The organism is Cellulomonas sp. ICMP 17802, assembly GCF_041295535.1.
Taxonomy (GTDB): Bacteria; Actinomycetota; Actinomycetes; order Actinomycetales; family Cellulomonadaceae; genus Cellulomonas.
The window spans coordinates 1-18,006 of sequence record NZ_JBGFQZ010000026.1 but is presented as its reverse complement, the minus strand read 5'-3'; the positions used below and the strand labels follow the sequence as shown (position 1 = coordinate 18,006).

The 18,006-nt window shown below is 71.6% G+C and carries 16 protein-coding genes and 1 pseudogene; 13 read left to right on the top strand and 4 right to left on the bottom strand.

The annotated features are described in order from the left end of the window. Nucleotides 1–14 precede the first annotated feature (14 nt). Nucleotides 15–767 (top strand): ABC transporter ATP-binding protein, encoded by a 753-nt coding sequence (locus AB5970_RS15550; RefSeq protein WP_370504852.1) that lies wholly within the window; start codon nt 15–17, stop codon nt 765–767. Beyond that, nucleotides 764–1,525, top strand: coding sequence for an ABC transporter permease (locus AB5970_RS15545; RefSeq protein WP_370504851.1), 762 nt, complete (start codon nt 764–766; stop codon nt 1,523–1,525). Before AB5970_RS15550 ends, AB5970_RS15545 begins: the two co-directional genes overlap by 4 nt. On the opposite strand, the gene AB5970_RS15540 is transcribed toward AB5970_RS15545, so the two are convergent. Together AB5970_RS15540 and AB5970_RS15535 are read right to left on the bottom strand one after the other, a co-directional pair. Next, on the bottom strand, nt 1,518–2,195 hold the full coding sequence (locus tag AB5970_RS15540) for a hemerythrin domain-containing protein (protein WP_370504850.1): 678 nt from the start codon (nt 2,193–2,195) through the stop codon (nt 1,518–1,520). The two genes, AB5970_RS15545 and AB5970_RS15540, sit on opposite strands and share 8 nt — an antisense overlap. 46 nt (nt 2,196–2,241) lie before the next feature. After that, a complete protein-coding gene (locus tag AB5970_RS15535) occupies nt 2,242–2,538 on the bottom strand; it encodes a hypothetical protein (protein ID WP_370504849.1) in 297 nt (98 codons plus the stop codon). Nucleotides 2,539–2,547: 9 nt separating this feature from the next. Here AB5970_RS15535 and AB5970_RS15530 point away from each other — a divergent pair, with 9 nt between their 5' ends. Next, nucleotides 2,548–2,808, top strand: a complete 261-nt coding sequence (locus AB5970_RS15530) for a CGNR zinc finger domain-containing protein (protein WP_370504848.1) — start codon at nt 2,548–2,550, stop codon at nt 2,806–2,808. Nucleotides 2,809–2,815: 7 nt separating this feature from the next. Here the strand turns inward: AB5970_RS15530 and AB5970_RS15525 are convergent, their stop codons facing one another. Further along, nucleotides 2,816–3,286, bottom strand: a complete 471-nt coding sequence (locus AB5970_RS15525) for a nitroreductase family deazaflavin-dependent oxidoreductase (RefSeq protein ID WP_370504847.1) — start codon at nt 3,284–3,286, stop codon at nt 2,816–2,818. Between the two features lie 346 nt (nt 3,287–3,632). Here AB5970_RS15525 and AB5970_RS15520 point away from each other — a divergent pair, with 346 nt between their 5' ends. The 3 genes from AB5970_RS15520 to AB5970_RS15510 all read left to right on the top strand — a co-directional run bounded on the left by AB5970_RS15520 (nt 3,633) and on the right by AB5970_RS15510 (nt 8,354). Further along, nucleotides 3,633–5,495, top strand: coding sequence for an ABC transporter family substrate-binding protein (locus AB5970_RS15520; RefSeq protein ID WP_370504846.1), 1,863 nt, complete (start codon nt 3,633–3,635; stop codon nt 5,493–5,495). 217 nt (nt 5,496–5,712) lie between these two features. Continuing rightward, nucleotides 5,713–7,239: an ABC transporter permease gene (locus AB5970_RS15515; protein ID WP_370504845.1), complete on the top strand. Its 1,527-nt coding sequence runs from the start codon at nt 5,713–5,715 to the stop codon at nt 7,237–7,239. Further along, nucleotides 7,236–8,354 carry an ABC transporter permease gene (locus tag AB5970_RS15510; RefSeq protein ID WP_370504844.1) on the top strand — a complete coding sequence of 373 codons (1,119 nt, stop codon included), beginning with the start codon at nt 7,236–7,238 and terminating at the stop codon, nt 8,352–8,354. Before AB5970_RS15515 ends, AB5970_RS15510 begins: the two co-directional genes overlap by 4 nt. A gap of 5 nt (nt 8,355–8,359) precedes the next feature. Here the strand turns inward: AB5970_RS15510 and AB5970_RS15505 are convergent, their stop codons facing one another. After that, complete coding sequence (locus tag AB5970_RS15505; RefSeq protein ID WP_370504843.1) at nt 8,360–8,947, bottom strand: PH domain-containing protein; 588 nt, start codon at nt 8,945–8,947, stop codon at nt 8,360–8,362. An 85-nt stretch (nt 8,948–9,032) separates the two neighbouring features. Here AB5970_RS15505 and AB5970_RS15500 point away from each other — a divergent pair, with 85 nt between their 5' ends. From AB5970_RS15500 to AB5970_RS15470, 7 genes and pseudogenes are all read left to right on the top strand, one after another. Then, nucleotides 9,033–10,877, top strand: a complete 1,845-nt coding sequence (locus AB5970_RS15500; RefSeq protein WP_370504842.1) for an ABC transporter ATP-binding protein — start codon at nt 9,033–9,035, stop codon at nt 10,875–10,877. Nucleotides 10,878–11,075: 198 nt separating this feature from the next. Continuing rightward, complete coding sequence (locus AB5970_RS15495) at nt 11,076–12,887, top strand: ABC transporter substrate-binding protein (protein ID WP_370504841.1); 1,812 nt, start codon at nt 11,076–11,078, stop codon at nt 12,885–12,887. Between the two features lie 106 nt (nt 12,888–12,993). Further along, nucleotides 12,994–14,934, top strand: a complete 1,941-nt coding sequence (typA, locus tag AB5970_RS15490; protein WP_370504840.1) for a translational GTPase TypA — start codon at nt 12,994–12,996, stop codon at nt 14,932–14,934. Between the two features lie 6 nt (nt 14,935–14,940). Further along, nucleotides 14,941–15,900, top strand: coding sequence for a PIG-L family deacetylase (locus tag AB5970_RS15485; RefSeq protein ID WP_370504839.1), 960 nt, complete (start codon nt 14,941–14,943; stop codon nt 15,898–15,900). A 5-nt stretch (nt 15,901–15,905) separates the two neighbouring features. After that, nucleotides 15,906–16,328, top strand: a complete 423-nt coding sequence (locus AB5970_RS15480; RefSeq protein WP_370504838.1) for a DUF6113 family protein — start codon at nt 15,906–15,908, stop codon at nt 16,326–16,328. Then, the gene (locus AB5970_RS15475) at nt 16,325–16,810 is read left to right on the top strand and encodes a flavin reductase family protein (RefSeq protein ID WP_370504837.1); all 486 of its coding nucleotides are present in this window, start codon (nt 16,325–16,327) and stop codon (nt 16,808–16,810) included. The genes AB5970_RS15480 and AB5970_RS15475 overlap by 4 nt, the downstream gene beginning before the upstream one ends. 123 nt (nt 16,811–16,933) lie before the next feature. Then, nucleotides 16,934–18,006: pseudogene (locus tag AB5970_RS15470) on the top strand (hypothetical protein); the annotation flags it as partial.

The window sequence follows — 18,006 nt, the reverse complement described above, 5'->3', positions numbered from 1 at the left end:
AGGGAACGACAGTCATGGCAAGCATCCGAGTGCAGGGGCTGGAGAAGTCCTACAAGGACCTGCACGTCCTGCGCGGCGTGGACTTCGAGGCGGAGCCGGGCAGCATCTTCGCCCTGCTCGGCTCGAACGGCGCCGGCAAGACCACGATCGTGCGGATCCTCTCGACCCTGCTGCGGCCGGACGCCGGCGCCGCAGAGGTCGACGGGTTCGACGTCACGACGGACCCGGTGAAGGTTCGCGAGTCCATCAGCCTGACCGGCCAGTTCGCGGCGGTCGACGAGATCCTCTCGGGCCGGGAGAACCTGGTGCTCGTCGCCCGGCTGCGGCACCTCAAGGACCCCGGCCAGGTCGCCGACGACCTGCTCGCGCGCTTCGACCTCACCGAGGCGGCGTCGCGCCGGGTGGCGACGTACTCCGGAGGGATGCGCCGGCGCCTCGACATCGCGATGAGCCTGATCGGCCGGCCGAAGGTGATCTTCCTGGACGAGCCCACCACGGGTCTCGACCCGGAGGCCCGCCTCGAGGTGTGGAAGGTCATCAAGGAGCTCGCCACGCAGGGCACCACCGTCCTGCTCACCACGCAGTACCTCGACGAGGCCGAGCAGCTCGCCGACCGCATCGCCGTCCTGCACGAGGGCCGCATCATCGCGAACGGCACCCTCGCCGAGCTCAAGCAGCTCCTCCCGCCCGCCACCATCGAGTACGTCGAGAAGCAGCCGACGCTGGAAGAGGTCTTCCTGGCGCTCGTCGGAAAGGTCCAGTCATGAGCACCCTCGTCGTCGCGGACACGGCCGCTCTCACCGGCCGCTCCCTTCGCCACATCACCCGCAGCGTGGACACGATCATCACCACGGCGGTCACGCCCATCGCCATCATGCTGCTCTTCGTCTACGTGCTCGGCGGAGCGATCGACACGGGCACCGACAGCTACGTCAACTACCTGCTGCCCGGGATCCTGCTGATCGCCATCGCGTCGGGCATCGCGTACACCGCCATCCGGCTGTTCACCGACATGCAGAGCGGGATCTTCGAGCGGTTCCACTCGATGCCGATCGCCCGGTCGTCGGTGCTGTGGGCGCACGTGCTCACGTCGCTGGTGGCCAACGCGATCACGGTGGTGATCATCGTGCTCGTCGGCTTCGCGATGGGGTTCCGCACCTCGGCGAGCGTTCTGGGGTGGCTCGCCGTCGCCGGGATCCTGGCGCTCTTCACGCTGGCGCTCACCTGGGTCGCCGTCGTCGCGGGGCTCTCGGCGAAGTCGATCGACGGCGCCGCGGGGTTCTCCTACCCGCTGATCTTCCTGCCGTTCATCAGCTCGGCGTTCGTGCCCACGGACACCATGCCGGGTCCGGTGCGCTGGTTCGCGGAGAACCAGCCGGTCACGTCGATCGTCGACTCGATCCAGGCCCTGTTCGCGGGTCAGCCGGTGGGCAGCGACATCTGGGTCGCCCTCGCCTGGTGCGTCGGGATCCTCGTGCTCGCGTACGCCCTCGCGATGCGCGCCTACCGGCGCAAGATCAGCTGACCCTCGTGCCGTAGACGCGGGCGCGGTGCGCGGCGAACTGCCGCTTGCCGACGAGACGCCACAGCACCCGGGCCGGAGCAGGCAGGTTGGCGCGCAGCCAGCCTGCCTGCTCGTCGTCGGGGACGACCTCGAGGAGCCAGCCGAGCTGCAGGAACATCCGGTCCTTCGGGATCGAGGCCATGCCGTGCTCGTGCAGCAGGCTCCACTCGCGCTGCGACATCACCGTCGAGGCCGTCGGCAGGATCTGCGTCTCCTCCTGCCCGAGGTGGGCCAGCAGGGTGTCCCGGACCTCGTCCAGCAGCGCGGCGACCGCGTCGCGCTCGGCCGCCCCGGCGTCCACCTCCCAGGCGGTCATCAGCTCGTCCAGCCGCTCGAGCTGGTTCGCGGTGGCCGAGTGCTGGGCGCGCATGAGGCCGACGTGCAGGGCGCACGCGGGGGCGCGGCTCTCGAGCGTGTCCCACAGCAGCAGGTCCTCGCCCTCGTGGTGGTGGTGCAGGGCACCCGCGAGCTCCCGCACGTGCCCGGCCACGGGCTCCAGCCGCGTCAGGTCGCCGTCCCGGACGCCGCGCACGAGCCCGGGGGCGTCGGTGAAGGCGCGGCGGAACAGGGCGTGGATGGTGAGCATGTCGGACGTGTCGCAGCCGAGCTTCTCGGTCGTGGCGGTGGTCATGGCGCACTCGCTCTCGTCACTAGCAAAACCGTTATGATGGTGACGACTATCCTGGCGACCCGCGCGCGACGTCAAGCGTCCCGCCGATGACGAGGAGGGCACCGTCCCCGAGATCACCCGCCCCGACCCGCTCCTCGCGTGGGTCTCCCTGGGCGCCGAGCCCGGCATCGCCCCGGGTCCGCTCGAGCGCGTCCGCGCCCTGCTCAACACCGACGACCGGTTCCACGGCGTCGACCACCTGGCGGGCACCGGCCAGCTCCCGCTGCGCGACCTCCGCGACGCGCTGCGCCGCTACCTCGCGACGGGCGACGCCACCGAGCTCGACGCGCTGGCGGCCGCCCACCCGCTGGTCGTGAGGTTCGACGACGGCGCCGCGCAGCTGGCGCCGGCGGGTGCGGACGGCCTCGTCGCCGGCCTGCTCGCCGAGGTGCACCGGGCTCACACCGCGGGGGAGTGGTCACGGCTCAAGGCGTGCGCAAACCCCGACTGCCAGTGGATCTACTACGACGCGTCGCGCAACCGGTCGGGCCGCTGGTGCTCGATGGACGAGTGCGGCGACGTGATGAAGGCCCGCGCCTACCGGCGACGCTCGCGCGGGACGCCGTCGGTCTGACCCGCGGTCAGCGGGCCGAGGGAGCGAGCCGGAACACGCGCAGGTCGCGTCCGGCGCGCTCGGCGTAGTCGGCGTACGCGGGCCACACGGCGAGCAGGGCGGGCAGCAGGCGGGCGCGCTCGTCGTCGTCCGCCAGGGTCGCCGTGACCGGCGTGGTCACCCCGCCGATCGTCACGGTCGCCTCGGGCGTGGCCAGCAGGTTGGCGGACCACGCCGGGTGCCGCTCCTGCCCCCAGTTGGAGCCGATGAGGACCCAGCCGTCACCGTCGACGGCGTAGAGCAGGACGGCCTCGCGGGGCTGTCCGGACGTGCGCCCGGTGGTCGTGAGGATGAGGTGCGGCAGCGTCGGCCGTCCGAGGATGCTGAACCGGCCGCGCGACGCCTTGTGCAGGCGATGGTCCAGGCGGGACGTCGTCCTGCCCACGCGCGCGAACCAGCGTGTGCTGCCGAGGCGGCGTACGGTCGCGGTGATCGTCATCGCACGATTGTCGCTGGTCCCGCACCGTCGCGGGGCCCGGCGGCAGGGCGCCGGGGGCCATAGCAGACGAGCGGTCCGCGGCGTCAGTTCTTTGCGTGTGATCCACTCGTCCGCGATGCTTCGGACGCGTGAACCGGATGTTTCCGCGGTGTGTCCATCTCACATGTCGGACGTACCGGCCAGTATCAATCACGTAACGATCGTCACACGCTTTGACGTCTGTCCGTTTTGTCCGCCATCGCTTGACTAACGTGTCGGCAACCCCTGGCGGGCTCTGTGCTCGTGTGCGCCGTGACCATCGACGCATGCGTGACCGGCGGGGTCCACCACCGCTTCAGGAGGAACATTGAAGATCAACCGGAAGGCCGCGACCGGCGCGGTCGCCACGCTGAGCCTTCTCGCGCTCGCCGCGTGCAGCAGCAGCGACAACGGCGGCAACAACGGCGACGACTCGGGCATCAACCAGGAGACCTCGGTCAACGTCGCGTGGGAGTCCCCGCTCAACGAGACGAACACGTCCTCGGTGAACGGCAACGCGACTCAGAACGCGAACATCACCTACCTGACGACCGAGTCCTTCAACTTCTACGACCCGGACCTCAAGCTCCAGAAGAACGCGAGCTTCGGGACGTACGAGAAGACGTCGGACGACCCGCTGACCGTGAAGTACACCCTGAGCGACAAGGCCCAGTGGTCGGACGGCACCCCCGTCACCGCCGCGGACATGCTGCTGCAGTGGGCCGGTACCTCGGGCGCGCTCAACACCGTCAGCCCCACCGAGACGGACGACGCCGGCAACCCGATCTACGACGCGACGAAGGATGTCTACTTCGACGGCGTCAGCCCGGGGCCGGCCTTCGTCACCAAGACGCCCGAGATCTCCGAGGACGGCAAGACGATCACCTTCGTCTACGACAAGCCGTACGGTGACTGGGAGCTCAACTTCACGTCCGCCACGGTCCCGGCGCACATCGCCGCCGAGGAGGCCCTCGGCCTGGACGACCCGACCAAGGCCACGGACGCCCTGGTCAAGGCGATCCAGGACAAGGACAACGCGAGCCTGCTGAAGGTCGCCGAGTTCTGGAACCACGGCACCGAGTTCACGAAGCTGCCGAGCGACCCGAAGCTGCTCGTCGCCAACGGCCCGTACCTGATCACGGACTTCGTCGAGAACCAGTACCTGACGCTCAAGAAGAACCCGAAGTACAAGGGCGACCACGGCACCGGCCCGGACACCATCACGGTCCGCTACGTCGACGACCCCATGGGTCAGGTCCAGGCGCTGCAGAACGGTGAGGTCGACCTCATCGGCCCGCAGGCCTCGGCTGACGTCCTCACGGCCCTCCAGGCGCTCAAGGGCGTCGAGATCGACAACGCGGTCGAGGGCACGTACGAGCACGTCGACCTCGTCTTCGACAACGCCGGTCCTTTCGACCCGAAGACCTACGGTGGCGACGCCGCCAAGGCGCTGGCCGTCCGCAAGGCGTTCCTCACGGCCATGCCGCGCCAGGAGATCGTCGACAACCTGATCGTCCCGCTGAACCCCAAGGCCGAGGTCCGCAACTCGCAGATCCTCCTCCCGGGTTCGCCGAACTACGACGACATGGTCAAGAACAACGGCTCGGACCAGTACCCGCTCAAGTCCGACCCGGCGAAGGCGGCGCAGATCCTGGCCGAGGCCGGCGTGACCGGCCCGATCAACGTGCGTCTCGCGTTCAACGGTGACAACCCGCGTCGCGTCAACGAGCTCGCGCTCATGACGGAGGCCGAGGCTGCTGCCGGCTTCACGATGGTCGACGCCTCGGCGCCCGCCACCGAGTGGGGCACCAAGCTGGCCACCCAGCAGGACCAGTACGACGCCTCGCTGTTCGGCTGGCAGTCGAACTCGACCGCCGTCACGGAGTCGGACGCGAACTTCCGCACCAACGGGATCAACAACTACGGCCACTACAGCAACACGACGGTCGATGGACTGTTCGACCAGCTGGCCGTGTCCACGGACCCGAAGGAGCAGTACCAGATCCAGCTGAAGGTCGAGCAGGAGCTGTGGAAGGACGCCTTCGGCACCACGATCTTCCAGTTCCCGGGCATCCACGCCTGGAGCTCGAAGCTCACGGGGCCGTCGCCCATCAGCATCAGCCCGACGATCTTCTACGGCTTCTGGGACTGGAAGATCGCCCCGACGGCGTCTCCCTCCGCCTCGAGCTGAGTGATCCGCTGATCTGACCGCGTGGGGGCGGGGGAGCCGAGAGGCTCCGCCGCCCCCATCGCGTGCTCTACCCTTTGTCGACCCGACAGCTCGAGCAACGACGCCCGAGAACCCCCTCCCGCCCGCGCCCTACCGGGCTCCGGTCGGCCCTCACGCATGGTGCCGCGTAGACTTCGGCGGCTGATGCGCAACTCCTCAACCGTGAGGTTCACGTTCCATGCTCTCCTTCCTGTGGCGACGACTGCTCGCCGGACTGGCGACGCTCTTCGTCTCGACCTTCGCCATGTATCTGCTGGTGTCCGCGTCCATGGACCCGTTCCAGGACCTGCGACAGTCGACGAACCCGAACAAGGCGCAGCTGATCGCCGACCGGATCGCCCTCCTCGACCTGAACACACCGGTCGTGATCCGCTACTTCAAGTGGCTGGGTGATCTGCTCCACGGCGACCTCGGCGTCGCGTGGGTGAGCGGGCAGTCCGTCTCGACGCTCCTCCAGGGCGCGATCGCCTCGACGCTCCAGCTGGTCACCGCCGCCACCGTGCTGGCCGTGATCTTCGGTGTGGCCGTCGGCATCGTCAGCGCCCTGCGCCAGTACAGCTCGTTCGACTACCTGATCATCTTCGTGTCGTTCCTCCTGTACTCGCTGCCGGCCTTCTGGGTCGCCGTGCTGCTCAAGCAGTGGGGCGCCATCGGCTTCAACGACTTCCTCGCGGACCCCGTCGTCTCGTGGGCCGTCATCGTCTTCATCGCGCTGCTGGCCGGCCTGCTCTGGAGCCTGGCCATCGGCGGCGACGTCAAGCAGCGACTGTTCACGTTCGGCATCGCCGCCGTCGCGACCTTCGCGATGTTCGCGTACCTGCAGATCACCGACTGGTGGACCACGCCCAACATCAACCCGCTCCTGCTGGCGATCCTCGGCACGGCCACCGCGCTGGCGATCACCACGCTGTCCGCGGGCCTGAAGAACCGCCGCGCGCTGGGCGCCTCGCTCACGGTCGTGGCGATCGGGCTGTTCCTCTACCTGCCGATGCGGATCTTCTTCTCGAACGTCGACGAGTCGTGGCTCATGATGCTGGGGCTCGCCATCGTCACGGTGGCCGTCGGCATCGGTGTCGGCTACGCCTGGGGCGGTCCGGACCGCGGGGTCTCCGCGCGCACCGCCGGGCTCACGGCGTTCGTGGTCGCCGGCATGATCTTCGTCGACCGCGTCATGGCCGTGTGGCCCGCCTACAACGCGGCGCCGTCCATCGGCGGGCGCCCGATCGCGACGATCGGTGACCGTACGCCGAACCTCGGCGGCAACTTCTGGGTGCAGACGCTCGACACGTTCACGCACCTGGTGCTGCCGACCATCGCGCTGCTGCTCATCGGGTTCGCCGCGTACACGCGGTACTCGCGGGCCAGCATGCTCGAGGTGATGAACCAGGACTACATCCGCACGGCCCGGTCCAAGGGCCTGCCGGAGCGCACGGTGATCATGCGGCACGGGTTCCGCAACACGCTGATCCCGCTGGCCACCGTCGTGCCGATCGACATCATCACGCTGCTCGGTGGTGCCATCATCACCGAGCGCGTCTTCGCCCGACCAGGAATGGGCACGCTGTTCCTGCACTCCCTGACCCAGGCCGAGATCGACCCCGTGATGGCGTACCTGTTGATCGTCGCGGCGCTCGCGATCATCGCGAACATCGTCGCCGACCTGATCTACGCCGCCCTCGACCCGCGAATTCGGGTGAACGCATGAGCACCGTCACGAACAACCCGGGCGGCGACCCGGACAAGTCGATCGACACGATCGAGAACGCGATCGAGCTGCGCGAGGTCGAGGGCCTCTCGCAGGGGCAGATCGTCCGTCGCCGGTTCCTGCGGCACCGCGGCGCCATGGTGGCGCTGGTCGTCCTCATCGGCGTCGTCATCCTCGCCGTGACCTCGATCGGCGTCGGCGCCTGGACCGGCTGGTGGCAGTTCCGGCCCAACACCCCGGCCCCCGTGGTCGACGGCGGTCACCCGAGCATCCAGCTGCCGTCGTGGCTCGGCGGCGACGGCGGGGCCTGGTTCGTCTGGGGCGACCACCCGTTCGGCCAGGACGAGATCGGGCGCGACGTGTTCGCCCGCGTCATGCGCGGCACGCAGACGTCGCTGGTCATCATGGTCACCGTCGGCGTCATCGCCACGGTCGTCGGCATCGTCGTCGGGGCCCTCGCGGGCTTCATGCGCGGCCGCACCGACAACATCCTGATGCGCCTGACGGACCTCGTCATCACCATGCCGGTCATCGTCATCGGCGCGGTGCTCGGCCAGCTGGCCGGCGGCAACAACCCGATCATCTTCGGGGCGTTCCTCGGCCTGATCTCGTGGACCACGCTCGCGCGGCTGGTGCGCGGCGACTTCCTCACCCTGCGTGAGCGGGAGTTCGTCGACGCCGCCCGCGTGGCCGGCGCCAGCAACACCCGGATCATGTTCAAGCACATGATCCCGAACGCGATCGGCGTGATCATCGTCAACACGACGCTGCTCATGAGCTCCGCGATCCTGCTGGAGACGGCCCTGTCCTACCTCGGCGTCGGCATCAAGTCGCCCGCGGTCTCCCTGGGCCTGCTCATCAGCCAGTACCAGGAGGCGTTCACCACGCGCCCGTGGCTGTTCTGGTGGCCCGGCCTGTTCATCGTCGTGATCGCGCTGTGCATCAACTTCATCGGCGACGGCCTGCGCGACGCGTTCGACCCGCGGCAGAAGCGGATCCCGTCCGAGCGCAAGATGGCCCGGGCGGCGCGTGCCGACGGCTCGGCCGCGCGCGCCATCGCGTCGACGGTCGGACCCGGCAACGACGTCCGCAACGCCGGGATGGGCCCCGCGTGATGCCCTCAGCCGAGCGTGACCGTGGCCAGGGCCGCGAGCACGACGGTGCCCGCGATGGTCGCCCAGTGCCAGCTGCGCACCGGCCGGAGGTCGCCCGCCACGCGGGCGACCTCGGCGCCGCGCAGGTAGCCCGCGGCGGCGAGCGCGTCGTGGCGGTCGACCACGGCCTCGGCCACCGCCTCGGCGGAGCCGTGCTCGCGACGGGGCTCCGCGGACGCGGGCCGGCGGCGCGAGCTGCGCAGCCAGCGCCCGGTGGCGCTCGACCGGGGTGCCGCCCAGGCGGTCACGTCTCGGCCCGTGGTGTGCAGGACCAGCGAGTACTTCACGGTCACGCCGCGGTACGCCGGCCAGGGGATGCGCACGGTGGCCAGCACGTTGCGCACCACGATCTCGCCGTCGCTCACCTCGACGGCCGGGCGCCAGAACAGCGCCCAGACCACCAGCACGATCGCGCCCGTCACGGGCAGCAGGCGCAGGGTCTGCTCGGCGCCCTCCTGCAGCAGCGTGACGACCATCGCGACGACCGCGAGGAGCGCCGTCGCGCCGGTCAGCCATCGGCCGTAGATCGACGAGAACTCCTGCGTGGTACCCATCCGTCCATGCTCCCAGACCGGTGCCCGACGACGGTGACCCCGTCCGCCCGTGCACCCCGTCCTCGCGCAGTAAGGAACTGACACCGTGGCCATCGACACCTCCTCCGCGGCTCCCGCCCCGGCGCCGACCAAGGCGCCCGTGCTGACGGTCCGCGACCTCGGCGTCGACTTCTACGTCGACGGGACCTGGTTCCCTGCCGCCACCGGCGTGAGCTACGACGTCTTCCCCGGCGAAGTCCTCGCGATCGTCGGGGAGTCCGGCTCGGGCAAGACGCAGTCCTCCATGTCGCTGCTCGGCCTGCTGCCCGCCAACGGCCGCGCCACCGGCAGCGCCAAGCTGGGCGACCGCGAGCTCATCGGCATGACCGCCCAGCGCCTGCGCCACGTGCGCGGCAAGGAGATCGCGGTCATCTTCCAGGAGCCGATGACGGCGCTGAACCCCGTCTACACGGTCGGGTTCCAGATCGTGGAGACCATCCGGACGCACTTCGACATGGGCCCCAAGGAGGCGCGGGCGCGAGCGCTCGAGCTGCTCCGCCTGGTCGAGATCCCGGACCCGACGCGGCGCATCGACGCCTACCCCCACCAGCTGTCGGGCGGCCAGCGGCAGCGCGCGATGATCGCCCAGGCGCTCGCGTGCGACCCGAAGCTGCTCATCGCTGACGAGCCCACCACCGCGCTCGACGTCACGGTGCAGGCCGAGATCCTCAAGCTCATGCGGGACCTGCGCAACCGCATCGACTCCGGCATCGTGCTCATCACGCACGACATGGGCGTCGTCGCGGACATGGCGGACAAGATCATCGTGATGAAGGACGGCCGCGTCGTGGAGGAGGGGTCGTCGATCGACATCTTCACCGCGCCGACGCACCCGTACACGATCAAGCTGCTCAACGCGGTCCCGCACCTGGGTCGCAGCGCCGAGGCGCTGACGGCCGAGACGTCCGACGCGCAGGTCACGGACCGGCCGGTCGCGCCGGTGGTCGACGCGCAGCCCGAGCGGACCATCGTGCTCGAGGCCAAGGACCTGGTCATCGAGTACCCGGGCCGTCGTCGTCAGCCCGCGTTCCGCGCGGTCGACGAGGTCAGCCTGACCATCCGCCAGGGCGAGGTCGTCGGCCTGGTGGGCGAGTCCGGCTCGGGCAAGACCACCATCGGACGCGCGGTCGTCGGCCTGCTGCCGGTGACCTCGGGCGAGCTGAAGATCGTGGGCCAGGACATGGTCGGCGCCTCGATCAAGGACCTCAAGCCGCTGCGCAGCAAGGTCGGCATCGTGTTCCAGGACCCGGGTTCGTCCCTGAACCCGCGCCTGCCCATCGGCGAGTCCATCGGCGAGCCGCTGCTCCTGCACCGCGGGGTCAAGGGCCAGGAGATGTCGAGGGCCGTCGAGACGCTGCTGGACCAGGTCCAGCTCCCGCGCGCGATGCGCAACCGGTACCCGCACGAGCTCTCCGGCGGCCAGCGCCAGCGCGTCGGGATCGCCCGCTCGCTCGCGCTCGAGCCGCAGCTGCTCGTGGCCGACGAGCCGACGTCCGCGCTCGACGTGTCCGTGCAGGCCACGGTGCTGGAGCTGTTCCAGGACCTGCAGCGCGAGCACGGCTTCGCGTGCCTGTTCATCAGCCACGACCTCGCCGTCGTGGAGCTGCTGTCGGACCGCATCGCGGTGATGCACAACGGCAAGCTGGTCGAGATCGGCGAGACGTCCCAGGTGGTCAACCACCCGAAGGACGCCTACACGCAGCGGCTGCTCGCCGCCGTGCCGGTGCCCGACCCGGTGGCGCAGAAGGAGCGGCGGATCGCCCGCGACGCGCTGCTCGACGCCCAGCGCGACGAGCTGCTGGCGGAGGACGAGGCCCAGGCCGGCGGCGACTTCGACGCGCACGACATCACCGACGTGGACACCGACCGGACCACCGGCCGCGGGTTCTGACCCACGTCCCGGCCGAGAGCGCCGCGCCCACCCGGGTGCGGCGCTCTCGTCGTCTTCCTGCCCGGCGAGTCCGTCGGGCTTTCGGCTGATTCGGACAGCTCTGTCCGGCATGGTTGACCTTCGGGTGAGAACGACCGATACCTCCGGCACGGGGGTGCGTCGGCTCGCCTCGGGGAACGGGCCAGCGGGAGGCGCACGGTGTTCAGAGGGTCACGTATCGGGGTCGCCGGGCTGGTCGCCCTGGCGGCGGTCGCGGGCTGCACGGAGCAGGCGCCCGAGCCGAGCCGGACCGGCACCGTCGTCGTGGCCGTCGGGGTGCCGTTCACGTCGCTCAACGGCGGCACCGTCGAGGGTCGGGCGCCGGGCAGCACGGTCGTGAGGTCCCTCGCGCAGGCCGGGTTCGTGTCGCTCGACGAGGACGGCCAGGCCGTACCCGACGAGGACTTCGGCACGATCACCAAGGTCAGCGACGCGCCCCTGACGGTCGCGTACGCGATCGGGCCGAAGGCCACGTGGTCCGACGGCACGCCCGTCACCACGGACGACCTGCTGCTCGAGTGGGCGGCGCGCAGCGGCCAGCTCGACGACGTGGCCCCGGAGCTCGACGCGCAGGGGGGCATCACGAACAACGACGCGCTCGACGCGGGGGTCGCGTTCGCGGCCGCGTCGCCCGCGCTCGTGCACGCGGAGCAGCTGCCGACGACGGACGGCGACACCCTCACGCTGACCTACGCCACGCCCGTCGCGGACTGGCAGACGGCCCTCGACGTCGGGGTCCCCGCGCACGTGCTCGGGCAGACCGCGCTGGGGATCGAGGACCCCGCCGAGGCGGCCGCCGCCGTGACCAAGGCCATCGTCGACCAGGACAAGGCCGCGCTGAGCTCGATCTCGAAGGCCTGGCGGACGGGCTTCGACGCCGACGCCCTCGCCCAGCACGTCGACCAGGCCGTCTCGACCGGTCCGTACGTGATCGACCTGGTCGTGCCGGACGAGCGGGTCGAGCTGGTCCGCAACGACGAGTACACGGGCCCCGCGCCCGCGGCCTACGACCGCGTCGTCGTGCGCAGCGACCTCGACCCGCTGGAGGAGGTCGACGCGCTCGAGGCCGGGTCGGTCGACGTCGTGACGCCGACGAGCACCAGGGACGTCCTGGACGCGCTGGCCGACGTCGAGGGCGCGGACGTGCGCACCGGCGGGGACAGCACGCTCCAGCTGCAGCTCCAGACGGCGGGCGGCGGGGCCTTCGACCCCGCGTCGTACGGGGGCGACGCGGCGAAGGCGGCGGCCGTGCGGCAGGCGTTCCTGCTCACGGTGCCGCGGGACGCGATCGTGTCCGACGTGGTCCGCCCCCTGTGGCCCGAGGCGACGGTGGTCGGGTCGGTGCTGCCGTCGGTCGGTCCCTCCGCGGGCGGCGACGTCGCGCCCAGCGGGCCGGCTGACATCGCGGGCGCCCGGCGGCTGCTGTCCGAGGCAGGGGTCACGGACGTGCCCGTGGTGCGTGTGCTGACCAACACGACGGACCCGCTCCGGTCCGCGATGCTCGCGCTGCTGACCGCGTCGGCGTCCGACGTTGGGTTCGACGTGGAGCCGTACGCGGCGGTCGACGGCCTCGGAGCGGACCTCGTCGGCGCCCCCGACGCCTGGGACGCCGCCCTGGTGCCGGTGTCGCAGGCGGAGCTGCCGGTCGACTCGGTGGTGTCCCGGTGGAGCACGGGCGGCGTCACCGACGTCACCGGCTGGACCGACCCCGCCACGGACGCGCTGCTGGGTCCGCTGGCGCAGACGGTCGACCCGGCGAAGGCGACCGACCAGCTGGCCCCGGTCGCGCAGACCCTGCACGACGGCGGAGCGGCGCTGTCGCTCGTGCGGCAGCCCGTCGTCGTCGCCACCCGGTCCTCCGGGCCGTCGACCGCGTCGAGCACCGCCACGCCGCTCGACGTGGACCCGCTGCAATTGGGCCGGGCCGACCTCACCTCGTGGTGGACCTGGGCGCGCACCTCCGGGCGGTGACGTGCGTCTGGTCACCTTCGGACCCGGCGGGACGGGCGGGCGGGTAGAATCGATCGGCGCGGCCGACGACCCGGCGCGCTCCCCACCTTCTGAGATGAGTTCCCCCATGTCTGAGCCCACGTCTGCGCCGACGGGCACGAGCGTGCGCACTGACCTGCGCAACGTCGCCATCGTCGCGCACGTCGACCACGGCAAGACGACGCTCGTCGACGCCATGCTGTGGCAGTCCGGCTCGTTCGGTTCGCACGCCCACGTGGACGAGCGTGCGATGGACTCCGGCGACCTCGAGCGCGAGAAGGGCATCACGATCCTCGCCAAGAACACGGCGATCCGGTACACGGGTCCCGCGGCGGCGGAGGTCGGCGAGCCCGGCGGCATCACGATCAACGTCATCGACACCCCCGGCCACGCCGACTTCGGCGGCGAGGTCGAGCGCGGCCTGTCCATGGTCGACGGCGTCGTCCTGCTGGTCGACGCGAGCGAGGGCCCGCTCCCGCAGACGCGCTTCGTGCTCCGCAAGGCGCTCGTCGCCAAGCTCCCCGTGATCCTCGTGGTCAACAAGACCGACCGCCCGGACGCCCGCATCTCCGAGGTCGTCCACGAGGCGACGGACCTGCTGCTGGGCCTGGCCTCCGACCTGCACGAGGACGTGCCGGACCTGGACCTAGACGCGATCCTCGACGTCCCGGTCGTGTTCGCCGCCGCCAAGGCCGGTCGCGCCTCCCTGAACCAGCCGGCCGACGGTGGCCTGCCGGACTCGGAGAACCTCGAGCCGCTGTTCAAGACGATCCTCGAGAAGATCCCCGCCCCCACGTACACCGAGGGTGCCCCGCTGCAGGCGCACGTCACCAACCTCGACGCGTCGCCGTTCCTCGGCCGCCTCGCGCTGCTCCGCATCTTCAACGGCGAGCTCCGCAAGGGCCAGACCGTCGCCTGGGCGCGCTCGGACGGCACCATGCAGAACGTCAAGATCACCGAGCTGCTGGAGACGAAGGCCCTCGAGCGCGTCCCCACCGACTCCGCGGGCCCCGGCGACATCGTCGCGGTCGCCGGCATCGAGAACATCACCATCGGCGAGACGCTGACCGACCCGGACGACCCGCGCCCGCTGCCGCTCATCACGGTCGACGACCCGGCCATCTCGATGACCATCGGCATCAACACGTCCCCGCTGGCCGGCCGCGGCGGCAAGAACCACAAGGTCACGGCCCGCCAGGTCAAGGACCGCCTCGACAAGGAGCTCGTCGGCAACGTCTCGCTCCGCGTGGTGCCCACCGAGCGCCCCGACGCCTGGGAGGTCCAGGGCCGTGGTGAGCTCGCGCTGGCCATCCTGGTCGAGCAGATGCGCCGCGAGGGCTTCGAGCTGACCGTCGGCAAGCCGCAGGTGGTCACCAAGCGGGTCGACGGACACGTGCACGAGCCCGTCGAGCGCATGACCATCGACGTCCCCGAGGAGTACCTCGGCGCCGTGACCCAGCTGCTCGCGCAGCGCAAGGGCCGCATGGAGACCATGTCGAACCACGGCACCGGCTGGGTCCGCATGGAGTTCCTCGTCCCCGCGCGCGGCCTCATCGGCTTCCGCACGCGGTTCCTGACCGACACCCGTGGCACCGGCATCGCGTCGTCGATCGCCGAGGGCTACGAGGCGTGGGCCGGCCCGATCGACACGCGCGTCAACGGCTCGCTCGTCGCGGACCGTGCGGGCGCCGTGACGCCGTTCGCCATGATCAACCTGCAGGAGCGCGGCTCGTTCTTCGTCGAGCCCACGCAGGAGGTCTACGAGGGCCAGATCGTCGGTGAGAACTCCCGCAACGAGGACATGGACGTCAACATCACCAAGGAGAAGAAGCTCACCAACATGCGCTCCTCCACGGCGGACAACTTCGAGAACCTCATCCCGCCGCGCAAGCTCACGCTGGAGGAGTCCCTGGAGTTCGCCCGCGAGGACGAGTGCGTCGAGGTGACGCCGGAGATCGTGCGCATCCGCAAGGTGGTGCTCGACCAGACCGAGCGCGCGCGCGTGACGGCTCGCTCCAAGCGCGCCTGAGACTGCATGGCTCCGACGTCCGGCGGCCTCGTCGCAGTGCACGCGCACCCCGACGACGAGTCGCTGAGCACCGGCGCGCTGCTGGCCACCTGGGCGGCCGCCGGTCGTCCCGTCACCGTGGTGACCTGCACGCGCGGTGAGCGCGGCGAGGTCATCGGGGCGCACCTGGCGCACCTCGAGGGCGACGGGCCGGCGCTCGCCGAGCACCGCGACCACGAGCTGGGCCGAGCGCTGGCGGCCCTCGGTGTGCGCGACCGCGGGTACCTGGACACGATCCCCGGGGGGACGCGCGAGCGGTTCGAGGACTCGGGGATGGAGTGGCTCGGCACAGGTCGGGCCGGTGCTCCCGACGAGATCCCGGACGGGGCGTTCGTCGGCGTCGGGCTCGAGGAGGCCGCCGAGCGGCTGGCCCGCGTGATCCGTGCGCGCCGCCCGGACGTCGTCGTCACGTACGAGCCCGGCGGCGGCTACGGCCACCCCGACCACGTGCGCGTGCACGAGGTGACGCAGTGGGCGGTCGACTTCGCCGGATCGCGCGCGGACGACGCCTCCCCGGCCTTCGCCGTGCCGGCGGTGCTGTGGGCCGTGCAGGGGCGGCTGGCCCTGCAGCGCGGCCTGCGCGCGCTGCGTGGCGACGCGGTGCTGGCGGCGCTCGGGTCGGTGCGCGACGAGCTCGTGCTGCCCGACCCCGCCGACGAGCTCCCCTCGGTCGCGGTGCCGGACGACGAGGTGCAGGTCGAGGTCGACGTCCTGCCCGTGCGCGACCGGGTGCTCGCCGCGCTGCGCGCGCACGCGACGCAGGTCCAGGCCGTGCGGGCCATCGACGGCGACGACGGGCTGCTCGCCTGCTACGCGCTGAGCAACCGCGTGCTCGCGCCCGTGCTCCCGACCGAGTCCTACCGGCGTGCCCCGGGTGGCTCCGGCGACGACGTCGTCTGGCCCGCCGGCGTCCGCCCGGTAGCCTGACGCGCGTGCAACGCCTCTCCGCCGGTGCGATCGGCATGGCCGTCGTGACCTTCGTGCTCGGGGTGGTCGTCGGCACCCTGGGCACCGTGATGCATCGCAGCATCCAGCCGTGGGGCGTCGTCCTCTGCCTCGTGCTCGCCTTCGCCGCCGCCGTCACCGCGCGCGCCTGGGGCGGCCTGCCCGCCCTCGCCGGCTACGCCCTCGGGCTGCTGGTCTCCGTGCAGGTGCTGGCCCAACAGGGGCCCGGCGGCGACACCCTCGTGCCCGACGGCCAGGCGATCGGCTGGGTCTGGGTGCTGGGCTCGATCGGCGTCACGATCCTCGCGGGCATCCTGCCGCGGCCCCTGTTCGACGACCGTCCGCGCGGCTCTCGCACGACCGCGCCCGCCCCGGTGCTCGACGTCGACGGGTCGGACCCGGCGCCGTGACGTCCCCGGACGCGTTCCGTTCGGCCGTCGGTCGCCTGCCCGCGGGCGTCGCCGTCATCACGCTCCGCTGGCGGGGCACCCTGCACGCCATGACGGCCAGCGCCGTCACCTCGGTCTCGCTCGAGCCCCCCATGCTGCTGTTCTGCGTGCACACCGACGCCCGGTTCCGGGACGCGCTGGACGACGTCGACACGTGGTCGGTGAGCGTGCTCGCCGACGACCAGGCCCACACCGCCGACTGGCTGGCGTCCCCCGGGCGGCCCGCGATCGACCAGCTGGCCCGGGTGCCGCACCGGGCGGCGCCCGTCTCGGACGCCGTGTGGGTGGACGGGGCCGCGGCCTGGTTCGACTGCCGCACGGCCGCCGTGCACCGCGCGGGGGACCACGACATCGTCGTCGGGACGGTGCTGGCGGTGGAGCAGGGCGCCGCCGACGCCGGGGGCCTGGTGCACCTCCGAGGACGCCTGCGGCCCGTCCGCTGACTGAGGGGGCGCCGCTCGGGTGAGAAGGGCGTCTTTGCGTCGCGCCGCCGGGCAGATCGGTTATCCCAGGCACGTAGACTCGCGCGGACGCGTTGTGCGCGCGTGGACCAGCAGGGGAGCAGGATGAGCAACGGCACCGAGCGCGACGAGCCCGGACAGCGCGGCGACAACGAGCGGCAGAGCCCGCCCGCCGCGCCGAGCAGCGGTCCGTCGTCGGACCCGGTCTGGCCCGTGTGGGGCGGCGCGGGGAGCGCGACGCCTTCGGAGCCGGTGGAGCCGACTCCGCCTGCGGCTGACGCCGAGCCTGCGTCGGCCGGCACGCCCGCGGACGAGCCCGCGACGGATGGGGAGACCGAGCCGATCGCCGAGCCCGAGCCGGCCGCGGCCGAGCCGGACGCCACGGCCGAGCCCGACGTCGAGCCCGACCCGGCCGTCGAGGCCGAGCAGGACGCCGAACCCGAGACCGCCGGTGCGGACACCCACGGCGGAGCCGACGAGCAGCCCGCCGAGGTCGCCTCGCCTGAGTCCGACGACGACGATGTCCCCGCGGCTGCGAGCGACGACGCCGACGGGGCGGATGCCGCTGACGCGACCGAGGCTGCATCGGTCGACGACGCGGCGCCTGCCGACGTGCCCGACGACGCGGCGCCGACCGACGTCGCCGACGACGCGGCGCCGGCCGACGGCCCCGACGGCGTCGCGCCCGGGGATGACCCCGCGGATCCGGCCGCCTCGGTGGCCGACGCGGGAACCTCCGATGCCGCCGACGACGAGGCGGAGCCCACCGCGGCTGTCGGCGACGAGGCAGAGCTGACCGACGAGGCAGAGCCCGCCGCCGAGGTCGCTGACGACCGAGAGCCTGCCGACGGTGTCGACGAGGCGGAGCCGGTGGCGTCGGTTGACGACACCGACCCGGTGGAGTCGGCGAGCGACGCCGAGGCGCCCGCGGACGCCGAGACGACCGCCGACGCAGCCGAGGCCGGGGTCGTCGCCGATCCCACGGTCGGTTCGCCGAGCGAGGTCGCGGACGAGTCGACCGGAGCAGCTGAGGCCGCTGCGTCGGAGTCGGCCCCGGCCGCCGAGGTCGAGACCGTCCAGGCGACGTCGTCGCCCGAGAAGCCCGAGCCGACGTCGGACCCGGCCCCGGCGACCGGCCGCGACGCTGCGACCGCGGTCATCCCGCCGGTGGTCGCCGC